The following is a 17,641-nucleotide window of genomic DNA, read 5'->3' as shown; positions in this document are numbered from 1 at the left end:
CAACTTGAGAAGCCCCCCAACCAGTGATGGTTGGGGGGCTTTCTCGTACCCAAAAACACCCCACCCTCACTGCGAGCGAACGGCACGTCCGTCGCCTCAGACCGACCCAACGTACCGTTCACACCATCAAAGGGCGGGCACGCCGCCGGCACCCCCGACTTCGAGCGAACGGTACTTTCGTCGCCTCAGATCGACCGAACGTACCGTTCGCACGATCAGGGCACGATCAGGGCACCATCAGGGCAGGAATTGGGTGAGGAAGATGCCAGCGCCGACGCACGTAGCGACTGGTTAGCCAAGGTACAGATTGTGAACCCTCTCATAGGTGCGAAGTACTCTCCGATTTTGTGCCTTTGTCCCTAGCACTTTGGCCTAGGCTGAGTGTCATGGTGGGGTTGAGCAGCTCGCGGGTGTCGCATTTGCGACTCGTTCCGACGGAACCTGAAGAACTGCAAAGGTTTGTACAAGAAGCTGGCGGAGTGCGTGGGGGCATTCAGATTGCGCGATCGTTACGTTCGAAGAGGCGCGCGGTACCGGCGCAATACGCGATACGTATCAGCGTCGACAATGTATCCACTCAGATCTGGCGACGAATTCTCGTCGCGTCGGATTTGAATCTGGGTGACCTGCATTTGGTGGTTCAACGGGCAATGGGGTGGAGTGACCGTCATTCGCACGCGTGGTCCAAGTCAGGAACCCGATTTCCCGGCGAGGTCGAAGAGTATGTAGCTTCCGGAAGCAACGCCGAGCAGCGCCTCGCCGGACGAGTGGCGATCGTAGAGTCTGCGGTACGTCTGGACGAGGTCATGGTCTCGCCCGGCGATGAACTTAGATATCGCTACGGACGCTTCGGAAACTGGAGTCACACGCTGACACTTGAATCTTCGGAGGTACTGCCCGACGGATTCCAAATTGTGTGTGCCGCGGGTCGCGGTGCGTGTCCGCCGGAGGAATGCGTCGGGCCTGACGAGTACGAGCAGCTCCTCGGTGTCCTCGGTTCGGAGAAGTTGCGCTCCCACGAATGGACCCTCGAATGGCCGCAAACCGAATTCGAGCCGACACGATTCGAGATCGCTGAGGTCAACAATCGGCTTCATATACCTCGACCGGACGAGATCGTTGCGCCGTACGACACCGCAATGCTCGTCGAATGCCTGGAACCCTCGCGAGTCCCGGAACTGCGCGCGGTCCTCGCCCGAGCCGGCATTGACGATGAGTCGGCAATCGGAGAGTTGGTCCACGTCGAGGCGGGCCAACGCCTTCAAGCGGTCTTGACGCTGATCGGTGTCGAAGGGGTCGACGCTGATGACTTCTTCACGACGGTCGACGCGATGCTCGACGAACCCGAACTAGGACCTGTCAACCTTCCCAAGGGGCGATCGCTCTTCGCAGTACTCAAGAGGTTTGGCCTGGTGCGAAAGCACAAAGGGCAGATTGTGCTGACGAAGCGGGGACAGTCAGCGCAGCGGGACGCATCAATCATGTGGTCGGTGATCGTCGACAGCGTTCCGGTTGCGCCGGGCGGCTCGCAGAGAGCAGTGGAACTTCTTGTCCTCCTCGCCGTAGCCGCTGGTTTGTCGCCGGCAGATCGTCATCGCTTCGTCGCGGGAGCACTGGAGTCGATTCGGTCGTCAAGCATCCTCATGTCCGGCGCTCAGACTTCCAAACGTGACACGTCCGGGAGCACCGTAGAGGTGCTCGGCTTGATCGGCGCTACGGGGTACGAGCTGGGGAAGTTCGGCACCAAAGAGGACTCTCCCTGGGCTGTTCACCTCGCGAGGGCGATCCTGCAGCGTTAACTCGCGCATTCGATGCAGACAACCGAAATGGGGTTCGATCCGGCAATGCCGAATCGAACCCCATTTCGTGTCCTGGTAGAGATCAGATGTTGACGCCGTAGTCGCGGGCGATGCCGGCGAGTCCGGATGCGTAGCCCTGTCCGACTGCGCGGAACTTCCACTCGCCGTTGTGGCGGTAGAGCTCACCGAAAAGCATGGCGGTCTCGGTGGAAGCGTCTTCCGAGAGGTCGTATCGTGCCAGCTCGGATCCATTCGACAGATCTACGACGCGGATGTAGGCGTTGGTGACCTGCCCGAAGGACTGGAGTCGGGCATCGGCGTCGTGAATCGAGACGGGGAAGAAGATGTTGGTGACGTTGGGCGGTACAGCCGGGAGGTCGACGTTGATGACTTCGTCGTCGCCGTCACCTTCACCGGTGAGGTTGTCGCCGGTGTGCTCGATGGATCCGTCGGGCGAGCGAAGGTTGTTGTAGAAGACGAAGTGCAGGTCGGAAAGAACCTTGCGTTCCGGGCCGGTGACCAACGCGCTGGCGTCGAGGTCGAAGTCGGCACCACTGGTGCTGCGTGCATCCCAGCCGAGACCGACTGCGACCTTGGTGAGGTTGGGTGCGGCTTTCGACAGAGATACGTTGCCGCCCTTGGCAAGTGTGACGCCCATTCAGGTTCCTCTCGTTCGAACGAAGTGGATTTCTTCGTTCGGGAGTTCTGTGTTGTCCGTTCTCGACTCACATTACCGTGAGCGGGTAGGTGCGGTTCGACCGAATAGCTACCTCACTCGAACAGCGCGCGAAGATCCTCGGCGTCGAGTCCGGTGCCGAGTGTCCCTTCGGCGTCCATGACATTCGAGAACAATGCCGACTTCTTGGCTTTGAGCGCCATGACCTTCTCTTCGATCGTGTCTTTGGCAATGAGACGGTAGACCATGACGTTTCGTGTCTGCCCGATGCGGTGAGTGCGATCGACTGCTTGTGCCTCGGCGGCCGGGTTCCACCACGGGTCGAGAATGAAGCAGTAGTCGGCCTCGGTGAGGTTGAGGCCGAAGCCACCAGCCTTGAGGCTGATCAGGAATACGGGGGCTGCGCCAGACTTGAACTCCTCCAACACTTCACCGCGATTGCGCGTCGAACCGTCGAGATAGCTGTACGGAATTTTTTCCGTGTCGAGTCGTTTGCGGACAGAACCGAGGAACCCGGTGAATTGGCTGAAGATCAACGCACGGTGTCCGCCCGCAATGACGTCGTCCAATTGCTCGACGAGAGCGTCGACCTTGGCTGAGGGGACAGGTCCGCTTTCCTCGTCGACCAGCGAGACGTCGAGACTGAGTTGGCGTAGCACCGTCAGCGATTGCAGGATCGTGAATCGGTTCTTGTCGACGTCGTCGAGCAGTCCGAGAATCTTCTGCCGTTCGCGTTGCAGGTGGGTGTCGTAGATCGCGCGATGGCTCGGATGCAACTCGATCTCGAGTATCTGTTCCTGCTTCGGCGGCAAGTCTGCAGCCACCTGTTCCTTGGTGCGCCGAACCATCAGCGGTTTGACGCGCCGCCGAAGTTGCGCCAATCGCTCTGTGTCGCCTTCCTTTTCGATGGGGTTGCGGTAGACGTCGGTGAAGGTGGTGGGACTGGGGAACAGTCCTGGTGCAGTGATCGCGAGGAGCGACCACAACTCCATGAGATTGTTTTCCATGGGAGTGCCGGTGATCGCGAGTTTGAAGGGTGCGTTCACTGCCGTCGCACACTTGTGGACCTTGGACTTGTGGTTCTTGGCGAATTGGGCTTCGTCGAGTACCAGTCCGGACCAGACGCCCGCCGAATACGCATCGGTGTCGAGGCGAAAGAGAGCGTACGACGTCACGACGATGTCCGCCCCGTCGACGAGTGTTGCCAGGTCGGTTCTTCTGCGCCGCAGAGTATCCGTGATGACAGCGGTGTGGAGGGTTGGTGCAAACTTGGCCACCTCGGATTTCCAATTGGAGACCACGCTGGTGGGAGCAACGATCAGAAAGGGCGGCGCCGCTGGATTCGATTGCCGTGCAGTGCAGATCATTGCGAGAGTTTGCAGGGTCTTGCCCAGGCCCATGTCGTCGGCGAGTATGCCGCCCAGGCTGTGCTGCCGGAGGAAGTTGAGCCAGCGGAATCCGTCGACCTGATAGGGGCGCAGTGTTGCCGTCAACGTGGCGGGGACGTCGACGGGATCGATCCCGGAACCGCCGAGCAATCCTGCGATCTGCTTCTTCCAAGCTGCTGCCTGATGTTCGACTCTTCCCAGTGCCGTCAATTCTTCCCACAGCCCGGCTTGAAACTTGCTGATCGCGAGTTTGCCGGTTGGTCGATCGAGCAGCGACCGCGCTTCGGTGATGAGTCGGTGTAGACCGAGAAGGTCAGGTGCGTCGAGTCGGAAGAAGGCGCCGTCCGGCAGCAGTATGTGTGTCTCACCCTTGCTCAGGGCGGAGAACAGCGTGGTGAACGGAACGCCTTGTCCCGCAACGTCGACGGTGACGTCGAGGTCGAACCAGTCGGATCCGCTGCTCCCGTCGGGGGCTGACGTGCTGAGGCCGATCACGACAGCGTCGTCTGCGGGCCGATAGTCGGCGGGAGTGCCCACGACGGTGAGGTCGACGTCGTCGTTCGCGTCGAGTTGGGGGAGGAGGTCGAGTGTGAACTGCATGGAATCGAGGCCGGCCAACGTTCCCGCGAGAGTGGCCTTCGCCGCGGCCGCACCGAGGCTCTTGGCAATGGCATCTTCGGCAACGTGGTTGCGGATCTCGGACTCGTCGGTGGTTGTGTCTGCGGTAGAAATGATCAGTTCGTCGGCATCGACTGTGTACTTCCATGCCGATTCGATGTCGATGCGGTGGTTGTCCGCGTACGTGGCGACCAGTTGTAGCCGAGGACCGGACACAGTCGGTGGGTTGTAGGCGCCGTCGGAAGATATGACGGGAGCGAGGTTTCCGAGTTTGAACACGAACCGCGAAGTGAATGCATCCCGATGCTCGGCGGGTATGTCGACCGATTTTCCGGAGTCGATCAACTGCCTCAATTGGTGAGTTATCGGCGTGTGCAGTTGTGTCAGAGTGATCGCGTTGGCGTCGTCGAGCGCGAAGACGCCATGTGCCGGCGTCCCGACCAGTCCCCAGTCGGAATGAGTCACGATGCGCCCACCGGCCTGAATTCGGGGCGTCAGGCGGAGGTTGTTGTCTTCCGCTCCGTGGACGTCGAGGCAGATGCTGGCATCGTCGAGCAGGGAGATGTTGCCGAGGCAGGCCTTCGAGTGAACGAGTGAAACGCCGACGCTGATGGCCTCACGAAGAAGTGACCAGAGTTGCGGGCTCGCGAACCCGGCAAGATCGATTTCCGCGGCATTTTGATTTCGGTAGTAGTTGCCGGCGCTGTGGAGGAGATGTATGTCGCGTAGAACCCGGAGGTGATCTGCGGGGAACTGAAAAGTGCTTCCGAGTTTGTTCCAGGCGAGCCCGCCGGAGATCCACCCTCTCGCTCCTGGTTGTACGGGTTTGACGATGAGCCTTGTCGATGCGCCCTTGGTTCGGGTGGTGAATTGAATGCCAAGTCCACGTGTAGTGCGGCCGGCCGGGTCTGGTCGGAGCAACTCCTCGAGCGCGCTGTCCCATCCGAGGTGTTGTGGAGTCTTGTTCGCCTCGGCAACCGCTGCGAGCACCAACGCGACTACGTGCTTGCAGTTCATCCGCACGGGACACGTGCAGAGGCCACGCGTGAACGTTGCTGTACCGGCCGCGCTGCGACTTACCGAAATCGTGCAGGTGTACGGCTCCCGCGCAGTTCCCGATACAGCGCCGGTCAAGGTGTCAGCGGTGTCGTTCCATCCGATGGATTCGACTGCATTCTGCCGCAGGTAGACAAGTCCGCGTTCGTAGGTGGTTGTGCCCACGACAGCGCGAATTCGGTCGAGGTCGAGGGCCCTGACTGAATCCAGTTGCACGGGGCCAGCCTAGTAGCGGTGACCGACAGATCTTGTCGTGGTCGTTTGTCCAAGAAAGTCCGAACTGCACGGTATGTTCACGGAAACATCTTTGACTGGTTTGGGAGTTTCATGAGGACTGAGCGGCGTGCGTGGATCCGATCTGCGCGCACAGGTGCGGTGTGTTTGGCCGTTTGTGCACTTTCTTTGCAGTTGGGCGGACTGTCGACGGCAGCGCCGAGTTCCGGGAGCTCGGGAAGCTCGGGAAGTCTGGGCAGCGTCGAGGGCAGCGTGAGTTCGGGGTCGACGATCCCAGGACCGCTTCAGGAGGATCCGGGCCCCAAGCCGGAGCTGCGCGACGACATCGTCGTCCCGGCCATCGTCGGCGAGAAGGTGACCGCACCGCAGGCAGTCAGGCTGACGGTGGCGTCGCCTGCACTTCGACGCGAGGTCGGCGTCGAGATCTTGCTACCCGCGGACAATTCGGTTCCGCGCCCAGCGCTGTACATGCTCGAGGGCGTCGACGCCGGAGAGAAGAGCAGCGGATGGATGACGATCGGCGGCGCCCCGGCGTTCTTCGCCGACAAGAACGTCAACGTCGTGATGCTTAATGGCGGAATCGCGAGCCTGTACTCGGACTGGGAGAATCCGGATCCGCGGCTGGGACTGCACAAGTGGGAAACCTTCATCACCGAGGAGTTGCCACCGCTGATCGACGCGCGACTCAAGACCAACGGAATCAACGCGATTGCCGGCAATTCGATGGGCGCAATGGGTGCAATGATGCTCGCCCAACGCTTTCCGGACATGTACCGCGGCGTTGCCGTGTTCAGCGGCTGTTATTCCACGATGGATCCGCTCGGCCGAACCGCCGTGCAGGCCACGATTTCTTCTCGAAGCGGAGATCCAGCCAACATCTGGGGTGTGCCAGGGGGCCCGGAGTGGGAGGCACACGATTCGTTGATCAACGCAGAGAAGTTGCGTGGCAAGGAAATCTACGTGTCGACGGCAAATGGTCGTCCCGGATCTGACGAGACGCTGCAGACTCCTGAACTGCTCGAGCGCCTGGTGATCGGCGGCGGCATCGAGGTTGCTGCGCACGCCTGCACCAAGATGTTCGACGCGCGGTTGCAGGAGCTGAAGATTCCGGCGCAGGTGGATTACGAGCCGAACGGCACACACGCGTGGGCGTATTGGCGTGAACGATTGCCGAAGGCGTGGCCGACTCTGTCCCGGGCATTGGGCGTCTGACGGTTCGACAACAGTGCTCGGGTTGTGGGTGCACCACAACCCGAGCGTTGGATCACTCGCAGGCGATGCCGTCGTTGTCCCGGTCGAGATGCGGGGCATATCCGTTCTGGCCCCGGTACAACGGAGCTGCGCCGGCGTTACGCACGGCAGTGCAGTTCTGGTAATACCGCGCCGGTGCGGGAGTGTTCTGCGGCGCCGGCGGGTTCTGGGGCGCTTGCGGAGCGGGCGGTGCAGGCGGTGCGAAGACCGGGGGGAGGAACGGCTGGACTGCGTCTGCAGAGCCAGTCGGAATCATGCGTGCGATCTCGATGGGTAGGAAATCGAAAACCGTGGATGCCTGAGCGGCGGGTGCGGCAACCAGAGTGATTGCGGCGCAACCTGCGATGCTGAATGCCAGACGGCGGAGCTTCATGTGACCTCGTGTTCAACTGGGCAGCCCTTCCACTTCGGAGGGCTGTGCCGGCTGAGCATACTGGTCATAACGACCAAATGGTTTATTTCAGTAAGGGTGAAACCTGGGGTGAAAAGCAGCGTCCCCGCACCGTATTGCTCGGGTGCGGGGACGCTGCTGCTGTCAGCGAGGGTTACGCGTCGACAAGTTCCTCGGCGAAGGGATCACCGTTGCGGGGAGCGTCGAAGCGCTCCTTGTCGAGGATTCCCTCACGCTTTGCGACGATGACCGGGACCAGTGCCTGGCCGGTGACGTTGACTGCGGTACGGCCCATGTCGACGATCGGTTCGACTGCGAGGAGCAGTCCGACGCCGGCCAAGGGAAGACCCAGGGTGGAGAGTGTGAGTGTGAGCATGACTGTCGCACCCGTAGTTCCGGCCGTTGCTGCCGAGCCGATGACCGAAACGACGACGATCAGCAGGTAATCGGTGAAGGTCAGCGGGACGTCGTAGAAGCCGGCGACGAAGATTGCCGCGATCGCGGGATAGATTGCGGCGCAACCGTCCATCTTCGTGGTGGCACCGAGCGGAACTGCGAACGAGGCGTACTCACGAGGAACGCCGAGGTTGCGTTCGGTGACGCGTTCGGTCAGCGGCAGGGTGCCGATCGACGAGCGCGAGACGAATCCGAGCTGAGTTGCGGGCCAGACACCGGAGAAGAAGCTTCGAACCGAGAGGCCGTGTGCGGCAATCAGGATGGGGTAGACCACGAAGAAGACAATGGCCAGACCGATGTAGATGGCGGCGGTGAAGACGCCCAGCGACCCGATCGCATCCCAGCCGTAGGTGGCGACAGCGTTGGCGATCAGTGCGGCCGTACCGATCGGGGCGAGGCGGATGATCCACCACAGGACCTTCTGGACGATCGCGAGCAGCGAAGCGTTGAACTCGAGGAACGGCGCAGCCTTGGGACCGATCTTGAGCGCAGCAATGCCGATTGCGCCGGCGATGACGAGCAACTGCAGGACGTTGAAGCTCAGCGATGTAGTCGCCACGCCTTCGGCGACGGAAGTCTTTGCGCCCAGCCCCAGGAAGTTGTTCGGAACCAGTCCGGTGATGAACGCCCACCACGAGCCGGAGCTCTTGGGTTCCTTCGCGGCTTCGGCGGCGACGTCGGTCCGTGAACCGGGATCGGTGATCAGGCCGACGATGATGCCGATGATCACAGCGATGAAAGCGGTGATCGCGAACCAGAGCAAGGTCTGCACGGCCAGGCGAGCTGCATTGGCGACCTGGCGCAGGTTGGCGATGGAGCTGACAATGGCGGTGAACACCAGCGGGATCACCGCAACGGTGAGCAGCTTGACGTAACTCGAACCGATGGTCTGTACGGTGCCGACCAACCAGTTGACGTTGCCGTCGGCTGCGTCAGGCATGGCCCGGGCGACGAGACCGATGATGACACCGAGTACGAGACCGGCGACGATCTGCGGTCCGAATGCCGTCGCCCAGGACGGAAAACGGGACGTGGACTTTTCCGGCACGCCGGTGGAGGTGGAGCTGGGCATGACTATGCCTTTCGAAAATCAAGGGAGCGAAACGCAGCGCGGCACCAGAGGCCGGGCAGATTCGAAGAAATGTTTCCTGGTACGCGTCAGGTCAGAGCGAGCGCGTACACATTGCGCTCGCCTGCAGGCGAAGGTCGACGTATCGCCGACTGGTCAGGAACAACACTGTCCACACACTACTCGCAGCTTCAACTACTCGATCCCGAGGGTCGCCGCGGGAGTTCGCTTCGTGTTCGTCGGGCGTGCCCCGATCAGTCACTGTTGGTCGGTTGACTAGTCTCGACGATCAGTAGGTGCCGCACCGGCGCCTAAGCGTCGGCAAGCGGAAGCGAGAGACCGATGAGCGTTCGGAATGCCGAGTACCCGCGTCCGAAGCATTTCCTGGTGCACCTCAGTGACACGCATCTGGTGGCTCAGGGGGAGTTGTACGACGCCGTGGATGCGTCGACGAGATTGCGGGAAGTGCTCAGCGGGATCGTGGCCTCGGGCGCACGCCCGGATGCACTGATATTCACCGGCGACCTGACCGACCAGGGACACCCCGACGCATACGCGGAATTGAAAGCCATCGTGGAACCCGTGGCGGCCGAGATCGATGCGCAGGTCATCTGGGCGATGGGCAACCACGACGACCGCTCTACTTTCAGGTCTCTGCTGTTGGGCGAGGACGCCACCGATCATCCCGTCGACAACGTCTACGACCTTGACGGACTGCGGGTGATCACCCTGGATTCGTCGGTTCCCGGTCACCACTACGGTGAGATCTCGGATCGTCAATTGGATTGGCTACGCTCAGAATTGGCGGTGCCCGCGCCCGACGGAACAATTCTGGCGCTGCATCATCCGCCGGTTCCGTGCATTCAGGATCTCGCGGTTCTGGTGGAGTTGCGCGATCAGTCCCGGTTGGCAGACGTCTTGCGTGACAGCGACGTCCGGGCGATTCTTGCCGGGCATCTGCACTATTCGACGACGGCGACGTTCGCCGGCATTCCGGTGTCCGTGGCGTCGTCGACGTGTTACACCCAGGACTTGAACGTGGAAGTCGGTGGTCAGCGTGGTCGTGACGGGGCTCAGGGGTGCAACCTGGTGCACGTCTACGACGAGACAATTGTTCATTCGGTCGTTCCACTCGGCGCGCACGTGACGGTCGGTGAGCCTGTCGACGCGGCCGAGGGAGCCCGGAGGCTCAGCGCTGCCGGTATTCGAATCCTCGAGAGCGAAAAGGCTGCACGCTCGATCATCTGAGGTGGCAGGCGGTTTCCGGCACCCCGGCGCAGTTCTGGGCGATTGCCGGGCTGTCGCGTACTCATTACCGTCGAGGTAGGTGCAGAGCTCCAGCAACAAGGACCGGCTAGCTGGACGGCAACCCTTCATGCCGATGGGGTGCCCCGGAATCACACCTGGCGATACGCGCGGTGCGTGTCGCAAGCGGCAGTCGCCACGAGAACCGTCAGTCGGGTGCTGACGGTTTCTGCGGTCGGCACTGTGCGCTCCCGAGTAGTTCTCGAACAGGAGTATGCGCCGATGACCTCCACCCCCTCTTCTCATCTTGCTCCGTTGCATCTCGCCGTAGCGCTGGACGGTGCCGGTTGGCACCCTGCAGCCTGGCGAGAGCCACACTCGCGCCCGAGTGAGCTGTTCAGCGCGTCGTATTGGACTGACGTGGTGACGACCGCCGAGCGTGGTCTGCTCGATTTCGTCACCATCGAGGACAGTCTCTCGGTGCCGGCCAACCCACTCGAGCCCGTCGACGACGCGGTTGATCGGGTGCGCGCTCGGCTCGACGCACATCTCGTGGCCGCCCGACTGGCACCGATCACGAGCAACATCGGCTTGATCCCGACCATCACCACCATTCACACCGAGCCGTTTCACGTGTCCAAAGCCGTTGCCACGCTGGATTACACCTCGCGCGGTCGCGCCGGATGGCAGGTGAAGGTTTCGGCGTCGGAATCCGAGGCAGCACAGTTCGGGCGTCGCGACATCCCCGCGCTCACCGATGCCGACCGTCAGTCGATCGTTTCAGGCGTCCTCCCGGACTTCGTGCGCGACCTGTTCGACGAAGCTGCGGAGGCGGCTGACGTAATCCGGCGACTCTGGGACAGCTGGGAGGACGGCGCCGAGATCCGCGACGTGGAGCAGCGCCGGTTCATCGACCGAGACAAGTTGCACTACATCGACTTCGAGGGAAAGTACCTCTCGGTCCGTGGACCGTCGGTGACTCCGCGCCCGCCGCAGGGGCATCCCGTCGTTACCGCGTTGGCACATCAGCGGGTCGCGTACGAGCTGGCGGCGCGGACGGCCGATCTGGTGTTCGTGACGCCGTTCGACGACGAGCAGGTCACGGCAATCCTGGGTGAAGTGCGAGCAGCCGAAGAACACGTGCAGCGCACCGGCGAATCTCTTCGGGTCTTCACCGACATCGTCGTCTTCTTCGATACGCCGGAAGAAACCGGAAAGGAACGGCTCGCTCGCCTCGACGCGCAGGCCGGCGCCGAATACCGTTCGGACGCGCTGACCTTCACCGGCTCTGCTGCGGAGTTGGCGGATCTCCTGCTCCGGTGGCAGCAGTTGGGAATCGACGGCTTCCGGTTGCGGCCGGGCGTCCTCGTGGACGACCTCGACGCCATCGCAGGTGAGCTGGTGCCTGAACTGCAGCGACGCAGCGTATTCCGCACCGAATATCCGCAGACGAATCTTCGCGGACTCCTTGGTCTACCCATCGACGTTCCCAACCGCTACGCCGCCGGTACTCCGGCCGCCTGACAGACGAGGAATAGATTTTCATGAGTTCTCAGAAGCGTAATCAGGTCATCCTGGGTGCCTACCTCGGCGGCGTCAACCATCACACTGCATGGTGGGATCCGCAGGCGGGCAGCCAGATAGAGTTCGATTCTTTCGAGCACACCGCTCGAACCGCCGAGCGTGGGAAGTTCGACTTCTTCTTCCTCGCCGAAGGCCTCGCCCTTCGTGAGCGTGCGGGACAGATTTTCGACCAAGACATCATCGGTAGGCCGGACACCTTCACGGTCCTTGCGTCGTTGGCGGCAGTAACCGAACACCTCGGATTGGCCGGCACCATCAACGCCACGTTCAACGAGCCGTACGAACTGGCCCGCCAATTCGCGACGCTCGATCAGTTGTCCGGAGGGCGTGCCGCCTGGAACGTCGTCACCTCGTTCGACGCATTCACCGGCCAGAACTTTCGCCGCGGCGGATACCTCGACCGCGCGCAACGATACGAGCGTGCGGAGGAGACCGTAGCGCTGGTGCGTGAACTGTGGGATTCGTGGCGAAGCGACGACATCGTGGCCGACAAGGCATCAGGGCGCTTTCTCGCGAGACCGGATGCCGGTGAATTCGCTTTTCATGGATCGCATTTCGACGTGAACGGCCGATTCACAGTGCCGCGTAGCCCGCAAGGGCGCCCGGTTATTCTGCAGGCCGGGGTGTCGCCGCAGGGGCGCGATTTTGCTGCCGGCAATGCCGACGCGATCTTCTCACCGTACGGTCAGTTGCCCGAGGCGGCCGATTTCTATCGCGATATCAAAGCACGTGCCGTCGCGGCCGGACGTGACCCGAGTGACATCAAGATCCTGCCGTCGGCGAGCTTTGTTCTCGGCACCTCGGAGGCAGATGCGATCGAGAAGTACCGAGAGATTCGCGACCAGCAGGTCACCGGCCAGACCGCTTTGGTTCTGCTCGAACAGATCTGGAATCTCGATCTGTCGAAGTACGACCCCGAAGGACCACTACCCGACATCGCTCCGGATCCCGAGGCTCCGCCGATCATCCAGGGCCGCGCCTTCATTCACCAAGATCGTTTCGCGACCGTCGCAAAACTGCGCGCGGTAGCCGAGAGCAAGAAGCTGAATCTGCGCGAAGTGGTGATCGATCAGTTCGAGCGTGGACCGATCGTCGGTACACCGCAGCAGGTTGCCGAGAAAATAGATTCGTTTGTCAGCAACGACGGTTCGGACGGATTCATCCTCGGGTCGCACCTCGTGCCAACCGGCCTCGACGAGTTCGTCGACCACGTGGTGCCGCTGCTGCAGGATCGAGGTGTTCTCCGCAGTGACTACGAAGGAACGACGTTGCGTGACAATCTCGGACTGCCCATCCCGGTGCAGCGGGAGCACGTGACAGCACGCTGATCGACCGAAGTGGCGGGGGCCCAGCCGAAATCGGCTGGGCCCCCGCTTCGTCTAGGCTTCCCAGGGAGCAGGGATGGGGTAGTAGCTCTCCAGGAACTCCGTGATCTTGCGTGTGCGAAGTTCCAGATCGATCTCCGGAGCGCTGCCGTCGTTGAGGCAGAAGAAGTCCATGGAGCGCTTGGCGAGCAGTGAGTCCATGTCGCGCAAACCGGCTTTGACCGTCGTATCGACGTACTTGACGGCTGCGGACTTCTGTACCACCGACCGTCCACTCATCAGTGTGTAGTAGTGATACAGCGAATTGGTCACCGAGATATTGGAACTCGCGCGGAAGGTGCTTGCTGCAGTTGCGGCGAAGTCTTCGGCGAACTCGCGTTCCATCTCGGCCATCACGCTTTTGCGTAGTGGCGTCGCTGCGTGCTCCAGATGCCTGGTGGTCATCAGACCGAAGCGGTCCTGGAGTAGCCGGCGGTTGACGCGAGCCGCATTCTCGAACCCGCTGCGGTCGTTGTCGTTGTGTCCCAATCCGATTCTGGTGTCGGCCTCGATGAACATGCTGATCCCACCGGGGGAGAAGAACATGTCCGGGCCAACGGGGCGACCGAAGAACATGTCGTCATTGGAGTAGAGGAAATGCTCTGCCAGACCCGGAATATGGTGCAGCTGGCACTCGACAGCTTGAGAATTATGGGTAGGCAACACACTTGGATCGGCGAAGAATTTTTCGCTGGGCATGAACGTGACTCGCGGATCGTCGGCAAGCCAGTCCGGACGATCGGAATCGGTTGCGACGAAGATCCGCCGGATCCACGGCGCGTACATGTGGATGGATCGAAGCGCGTATTTGAGCTCGTCGATCTGACGGAAGCGCGCTTCTGATTCGTCGCCCTCTCCGACGATGTAGTTCTGCATGCGCTTGGCGCGCTGAGCCTGAAACTCCTTGGAAGAGCCGTCGACCCAGGAAAAGACCAGATCGATATCGAAGCTGATATCGGAGGCATGATCGGCGAACATGTTCTCGATAGTCGGCCAGATCCGGCCGAATCGCTCGACGGTTCCTCGGACAGCTTCTTCGGGGAGGACGGTTCGTCGTGTCAGTGAGTTCTCGACGGGTAGGACGATTTCTTCGTCGGAAATCGACCACAATTCGATTTGAACGCCGATGTTCGCGCCGTAGTTCATGCCGCTTGCGACGTGAACCCGCGGACGGAACAAGCGGAAGATCCGTGACTTGTTGGTTTTCGACAGGGCACCGTCCGCGACAAGGAGCGCGGGGCTCTTCTTCGCGTCGACGGTTTTGGAATAGAAGGGTGCGTTGGCGCATCCCTCGACAAGTGCCTGCCGCAGGTTTTTGCGCTCGGTCCAGCTCACCGCGATCACGGGGCGCTCGTCGTTTCCGCGGACGAGTAGATACTCGATTCCTGCGGCGTCGAGGATGTCGCGGATGAAGAGGAGATCTTCGACCATCGCTTCGAGCGGCGTGGTGGTCGTGATCGCGAGGGCAAAACGATTCTTGAATCGGACGGTCTCGGGTAGCTCGCCCATCCGTGCGCGTGACGCGGCCGACGCCGGTTCCACGGGATTGGGGCTGTCCTGCTCCGGGGGTACGAAGTAGATGTCGTGCGGAGCGGGAGATTCTGTAATGGGATGCCTTCCGATTCTGATCCAGCTGTGTATCTGTCGCCCCCGACGCTGCGAGAGCGTGGTGGCGACGAGCTCAGTCTATGCCGTCGGCGCCGAAAGTCGGACATGAGTGACGGCGATGGGTAGGGCGGGGCGAGTCGGGTACCCCGAGGACCGAAGCGAGAGTGAAGGAGGAGAACCGATGCGTGTGAAATCGATGGTCGGAACAGGCGCGATGGCGGTTGCGCTGGCCGCCGGCCCAGTTGCGACAGCGTCTGCGGAGCGAACCGAGGCAGCGGGGTCGGAGGGTTCACCGGATATGCTGACCTGCGAGGTTGTCTTCGATGCACTCGAAGATATGAGCCCGGAATGGACGGAAGAGGGGATCGATCAGGTCGAAGACTGGTGTGAGGCGATCACCGGCGAAGAAGACTGAGCGTCAGCCGCGCGAGATCACCCGTCGCGAGAGTCGCCACCGCCCATCTTCGAGTTCGAACTCGTCCGCGTAGCTCCCGACGCCGCTGAGTTCGGGCGACGTGGCTGTGTCGACGTAGAACGTCCACACCGCATCCGCGCGGGCTGTCGTTTCCGAGGTCACGTCCACGGCGATCGCCGTGGTGACGTGGCGTGTGAATGTGCCCGGGCCTTGTATGCCGGCGGCTCGACGCTCGACTACTCCAGCAGCAATTTCTTCGCGGCCACGTCGTACCTGTGCGGGGATACCGCGATCGGGATTGGCCGGCATGTTCCATTCGGCCTCGCGGGTGAACTGCTCCACGTAATCCTCGACCGAGCCGGTATCGGCAAGATGCGCGATGCGAGCGAGCGTTGAACGAATCTGTTCGGCAGGGCCCTCGGGTTGCATGCTGTCCTCCGTAGACGTGGGTGCGGCAGATCGCACGCTACAGCTCATGACGACAACGACGACGGCCTCGTCCCAGTGAGCGGCAGTATTCTCCGACGAGGGAGCGCTGAACTTTGAGATCACCTCGAGTTCAACCGTATTCGAGCCCGCAGCGTAAATGATTGAGTGTTCACAGTAGGCGGCGCCATGACGACTGCCGCGCCCGTAGGCTTGACCGACTCACAGGAGATCGCCATGTCCGTCACCGAACTCGAACGTGTCACCCAGACCCCGGAGCAGATCTACGCTGCCGGCGGAATCACCGTCCACAAAGTAGGCGAGCTGATCGGCGCCCGCATCGACGGCGTCCATCTCTCCGGGGACTTGTCCGAAGAGACCGCTTACGCGATCAACTATGCGCTGGCAGCGCACAAGGTTGTGTTCTTCCGTGGGCAGCATCATCTCGACGACACGTCGCAGTACGAATTCGCCGGAACCCTCGGCACCCAGACCACCCCGCATCCGACGGTGAAGTCCAGGGGCGACAAGCTGTTGGTGCTCGACCGAGCCGCCAACAGTTGGCATACGGACGTGACGTTCGTCGACCGCATCCCGAAAGCCTCGATTCTGCGAGCGACGACCATTCCCGAGTACGGCGGAGCGACCACGTGGGCGTCGACCACCGCCGCGTACGACCAACTGCCGCCTTCGCTCAAGGTCTTGGTCGAGAATTTGCGGGCCGTTCACACCAATGCCTACGACTATGCCGAGGTTGTCGATCAGGCGAACCCGGTAGACGCGCAGCGCCAGGCCTACTACGCCGAATTCACCCGTGAGATCTACGAGACCGAACACCCGGTGGTGCGTATCCATCCGGCGACGGGGGAGAAGACCCTCCTGCTCGGTCACTTCTTCAAGGAGTTCGTCGGGCTCAAGCCGTCGGAGTCGGTCGCTCTTTACCAGATCCTGCAGGCACGAATCATCAAGTTGGAAAACACTGTTCGATGGAACTGGTCGGCCGGCGACCTGGCGATCTGGGACAACCAGGCGACTCAGCATTACGGTATCGCCGACTACGGGACTCAGGCGCGCAGTGTGCACCGAGTGACATTGGCCGGCGACGTCCCCGTCGACGTCCACGGCGAGGAGAGTCGAATCCTCCAGGGTGACGCCGCGGAGTATTCGATCATCGCGGACATCGATCGGCTTCCCGGCTTCGCCGCGAACTGATCAGTCGTGCTGCGGGTGATCCGGCGGGAACATCTGTCCCCATGAGTGACTGCACGCTCGGCACGTCCATTCCGGGGTGTCCGGTCCCACGACGCAGCCAGTTACGGCGAGCCACGGTAGGTGATCGAACGGATGGACCGGCATCCCCGGGGCACACTGAGCGGTTCTGTGTGCACCGCAGTGTGGGCACGGTGGATTTTTCGCCAGCATGTAGTCGATGAAGTTGGTGTGCCCAGACGTGGCCATCCTTCCGGTGCACTTGCGGCACAGGACGGCGGGGTAGTCGTCACCAGGTTCAGCCTGCCTGAAGATCCGTGATGCGGAATGAAAGTGAAGGCGATCGCCGCTGTTGAACTTTCGCAACGGCATCGGTGAGCTGCAACCTGTGCAGTTTCCCCGCTCGTTCATCAACGTTCGGGCGTGGGCAGCTGTGGACGTCGGATCCAGCGTGTCGATGTCGCCGAAGTAGTGCGCATAGTGCGACTGGCCGGCCGTGAGAATCCGGTCGGCCAGTGCGTCGTCGACCGGCCCTGGATCCGTGGGAAACGTGATGGGCCATCGTTGTTCGAGTTCGGGAACGGTGGGCAAACCGTGGAGTTCGTACGGGCGTTCATCGACTTCCATCCGCGACGTGCCGTCGAACGGCGCAGCCACGGTCTCGATGCAGAGCAGCGTGCGAGGAGTGGTGTCGAGAACAGTGATCAACAGGTCGCCGATGGCCATCTTTCCGCGCATGATCCAGGGATCGACACGGGCACGGGGTTCGAGAAACGCGACCACGGCATCGAGCCACGGCGTGCCGAGTGCGATGAATACGTGCTGACCGGAGCTCCGCGTGATCATCGAACG

14 protein-coding genes and 1 riboswitch are annotated in these 17,641 nt (G+C 61.7%); of the genes, 7 read left to right on the top strand and 7 right to left on the bottom strand.

Annotation, left to right across the window (positions count from 1 at the left end; genetic code table 11):
• The first annotated feature begins 386 nt into the window (after positions 1 to 386).
• Entirely contained in the window at positions 387 to 1,799 is a 1,413-nt protein-coding gene (locus QM596_RS28890) for a plasmid pRiA4b ORF-3 family protein (RefSeq protein ID WP_283310542.1), read from the top strand.
• Positions 1,800 to 1,881: 82 nt separating this feature from the next.
• Here QM596_RS28890 and QM596_RS28885 read toward each other — a convergent pair whose 3' ends face one another.
• Both QM596_RS28885 and QM596_RS28880 read right to left on the bottom strand, forming a co-directional pair.
• Positions 1,882 to 2,457 carry a TerD family protein gene (locus QM596_RS28885; RefSeq protein ID WP_003940660.1) on the bottom strand — a complete coding sequence of 192 codons (576 nt, stop codon included), beginning with the start codon at positions 2,455 to 2,457 and terminating at the stop codon, positions 1,882 to 1,884.
• A 113-nt stretch (positions 2,458 to 2,570) separates the two neighbouring features.
• Positions 2,571 to 5,753, bottom strand: coding sequence for a DEAD/DEAH box helicase (locus QM596_RS28880; RefSeq protein WP_133729006.1), 3,183 nt, complete (start codon positions 5,751 to 5,753; stop codon positions 2,571 to 2,573).
• Positions 5,754 to 5,864: 111 nt separating this feature from the next.
• Here QM596_RS28880 and QM596_RS28875 point away from each other — a divergent pair, with 111 nt between their 5' ends.
• Positions 5,865 to 6,983 (top strand): alpha/beta hydrolase, encoded by a 1,119-nt coding sequence (locus QM596_RS28875; protein WP_019749282.1) that lies wholly within the window; start codon positions 5,865 to 5,867, stop codon positions 6,981 to 6,983.
• 52 nt (positions 6,984 to 7,035) lie between these two features.
• On the opposite strand, the gene QM596_RS28870 is transcribed toward QM596_RS28875, so the two are convergent.
• Together QM596_RS28870 and QM596_RS28865 are read right to left on the bottom strand one after the other, a co-directional pair.
• The gene (locus QM596_RS28870; RefSeq protein WP_133729007.1) at positions 7,036 to 7,395 is read right to left on the bottom strand and encodes an excalibur calcium-binding domain-containing protein; all 360 of its coding nucleotides are present in this window, start codon (positions 7,393 to 7,395) and stop codon (positions 7,036 to 7,038) included.
• A 172-nt stretch (positions 7,396 to 7,567) separates the two neighbouring features.
• Positions 7,568 to 8,941 (bottom strand): dicarboxylate/amino acid:cation symporter, encoded by a 1,374-nt coding sequence (locus tag QM596_RS28865; protein ID WP_003940669.1) that lies wholly within the window; start codon positions 8,939 to 8,941, stop codon positions 7,568 to 7,570.
• A 339-nt stretch (positions 8,942 to 9,280) separates the two neighbouring features.
• Between QM596_RS28865 and QM596_RS28860 the strand changes: the two genes are divergently transcribed.
• From QM596_RS28860 to QM596_RS28850, 3 genes are all read left to right on the top strand, one after another.
• The gene (locus QM596_RS28860; RefSeq protein ID WP_283310536.1) at positions 9,281 to 10,186 is read left to right on the top strand and encodes a phosphodiesterase; all 906 of its coding nucleotides are present in this window, start codon (positions 9,281 to 9,283) and stop codon (positions 10,184 to 10,186) included.
• 78 nt (positions 10,187 to 10,264) lie between these two features.
• A riboswitch (SAM riboswitch) is annotated at positions 10,265 to 10,378 on the top strand.
• The gene (locus QM596_RS28855; protein WP_283310535.1) at positions 10,361 to 11,707 is read left to right on the top strand and encodes an LLM class flavin-dependent oxidoreductase; all 1,347 of its coding nucleotides are present in this window, start codon (positions 10,361 to 10,363) and stop codon (positions 11,705 to 11,707) included. It overlaps the preceding riboswitch by 18 nt.
• 20 nt (positions 11,708 to 11,727) lie before the next feature.
• Positions 11,728 to 13,095 carry an NtaA/DmoA family FMN-dependent monooxygenase gene (locus tag QM596_RS28850; protein WP_283310533.1) on the top strand — a complete coding sequence of 456 codons (1,368 nt, stop codon included), beginning with the start codon at positions 11,728 to 11,730 and terminating at the stop codon, positions 13,093 to 13,095.
• 51 nt (positions 13,096 to 13,146) lie between these two features.
• Here the strand turns inward: QM596_RS28850 and QM596_RS28845 are convergent, their stop codons facing one another.
• Positions 13,147 to 14,640 carry a stealth family protein gene (locus tag QM596_RS28845; RefSeq protein WP_020970156.1) on the bottom strand — a complete coding sequence of 498 codons (1,494 nt, stop codon included), beginning with the start codon at positions 14,638 to 14,640 and terminating at the stop codon, positions 13,147 to 13,149.
• A 280-nt stretch (positions 14,641 to 14,920) separates the two neighbouring features.
• Here QM596_RS28845 and QM596_RS28840 point away from each other — a divergent pair, with 280 nt between their 5' ends.
• Complete coding sequence (locus QM596_RS28840; protein ID WP_283310532.1) at positions 14,921 to 15,154, top strand: hypothetical protein; 234 nt, start codon at positions 14,921 to 14,923, stop codon at positions 15,152 to 15,154.
• 3 nt (positions 15,155 to 15,157) lie between these two features.
• On the opposite strand, the gene QM596_RS28835 is transcribed toward QM596_RS28840, so the two are convergent.
• Positions 15,158 to 15,706, bottom strand: a complete 549-nt coding sequence (locus tag QM596_RS28835) for a nuclear transport factor 2 family protein (RefSeq protein ID WP_283310531.1) — start codon at positions 15,704 to 15,706, stop codon at positions 15,158 to 15,160.
• A gap of 111 nt (positions 15,707 to 15,817) precedes the next feature.
• On the opposite strand from QM596_RS28835, the gene QM596_RS28830 reads away from it, so the two are divergent.
• Positions 15,818 to 16,792 (top strand): TauD/TfdA dioxygenase family protein, encoded by a 975-nt coding sequence (locus QM596_RS28830; RefSeq protein WP_283310551.1) that lies wholly within the window; start codon positions 15,818 to 15,820, stop codon positions 16,790 to 16,792.
• On the opposite strand, the gene QM596_RS28825 is transcribed toward QM596_RS28830, so the two are convergent.
• Positions 16,793 to 17,635, bottom strand: a complete 843-nt coding sequence (locus QM596_RS28825; RefSeq protein WP_283310529.1) for a hypothetical protein — start codon at positions 17,633 to 17,635, stop codon at positions 16,793 to 16,795.
• Positions 17,636 to 17,641 lie beyond the last annotated feature (6 nt).

It is taken from the genome of Rhodococcus sp. IEGM 1406 (assembly GCF_030056745.1).
Classification (GTDB): domain Bacteria; phylum Actinomycetota; class Actinomycetes; order Mycobacteriales; family Mycobacteriaceae; genus Rhodococcus_F; species Rhodococcus_F erythropolis.
Note: the sequence above shows the minus strand (reverse complement) of the source record. Positions and strands in the feature narration are given on the sequence as shown.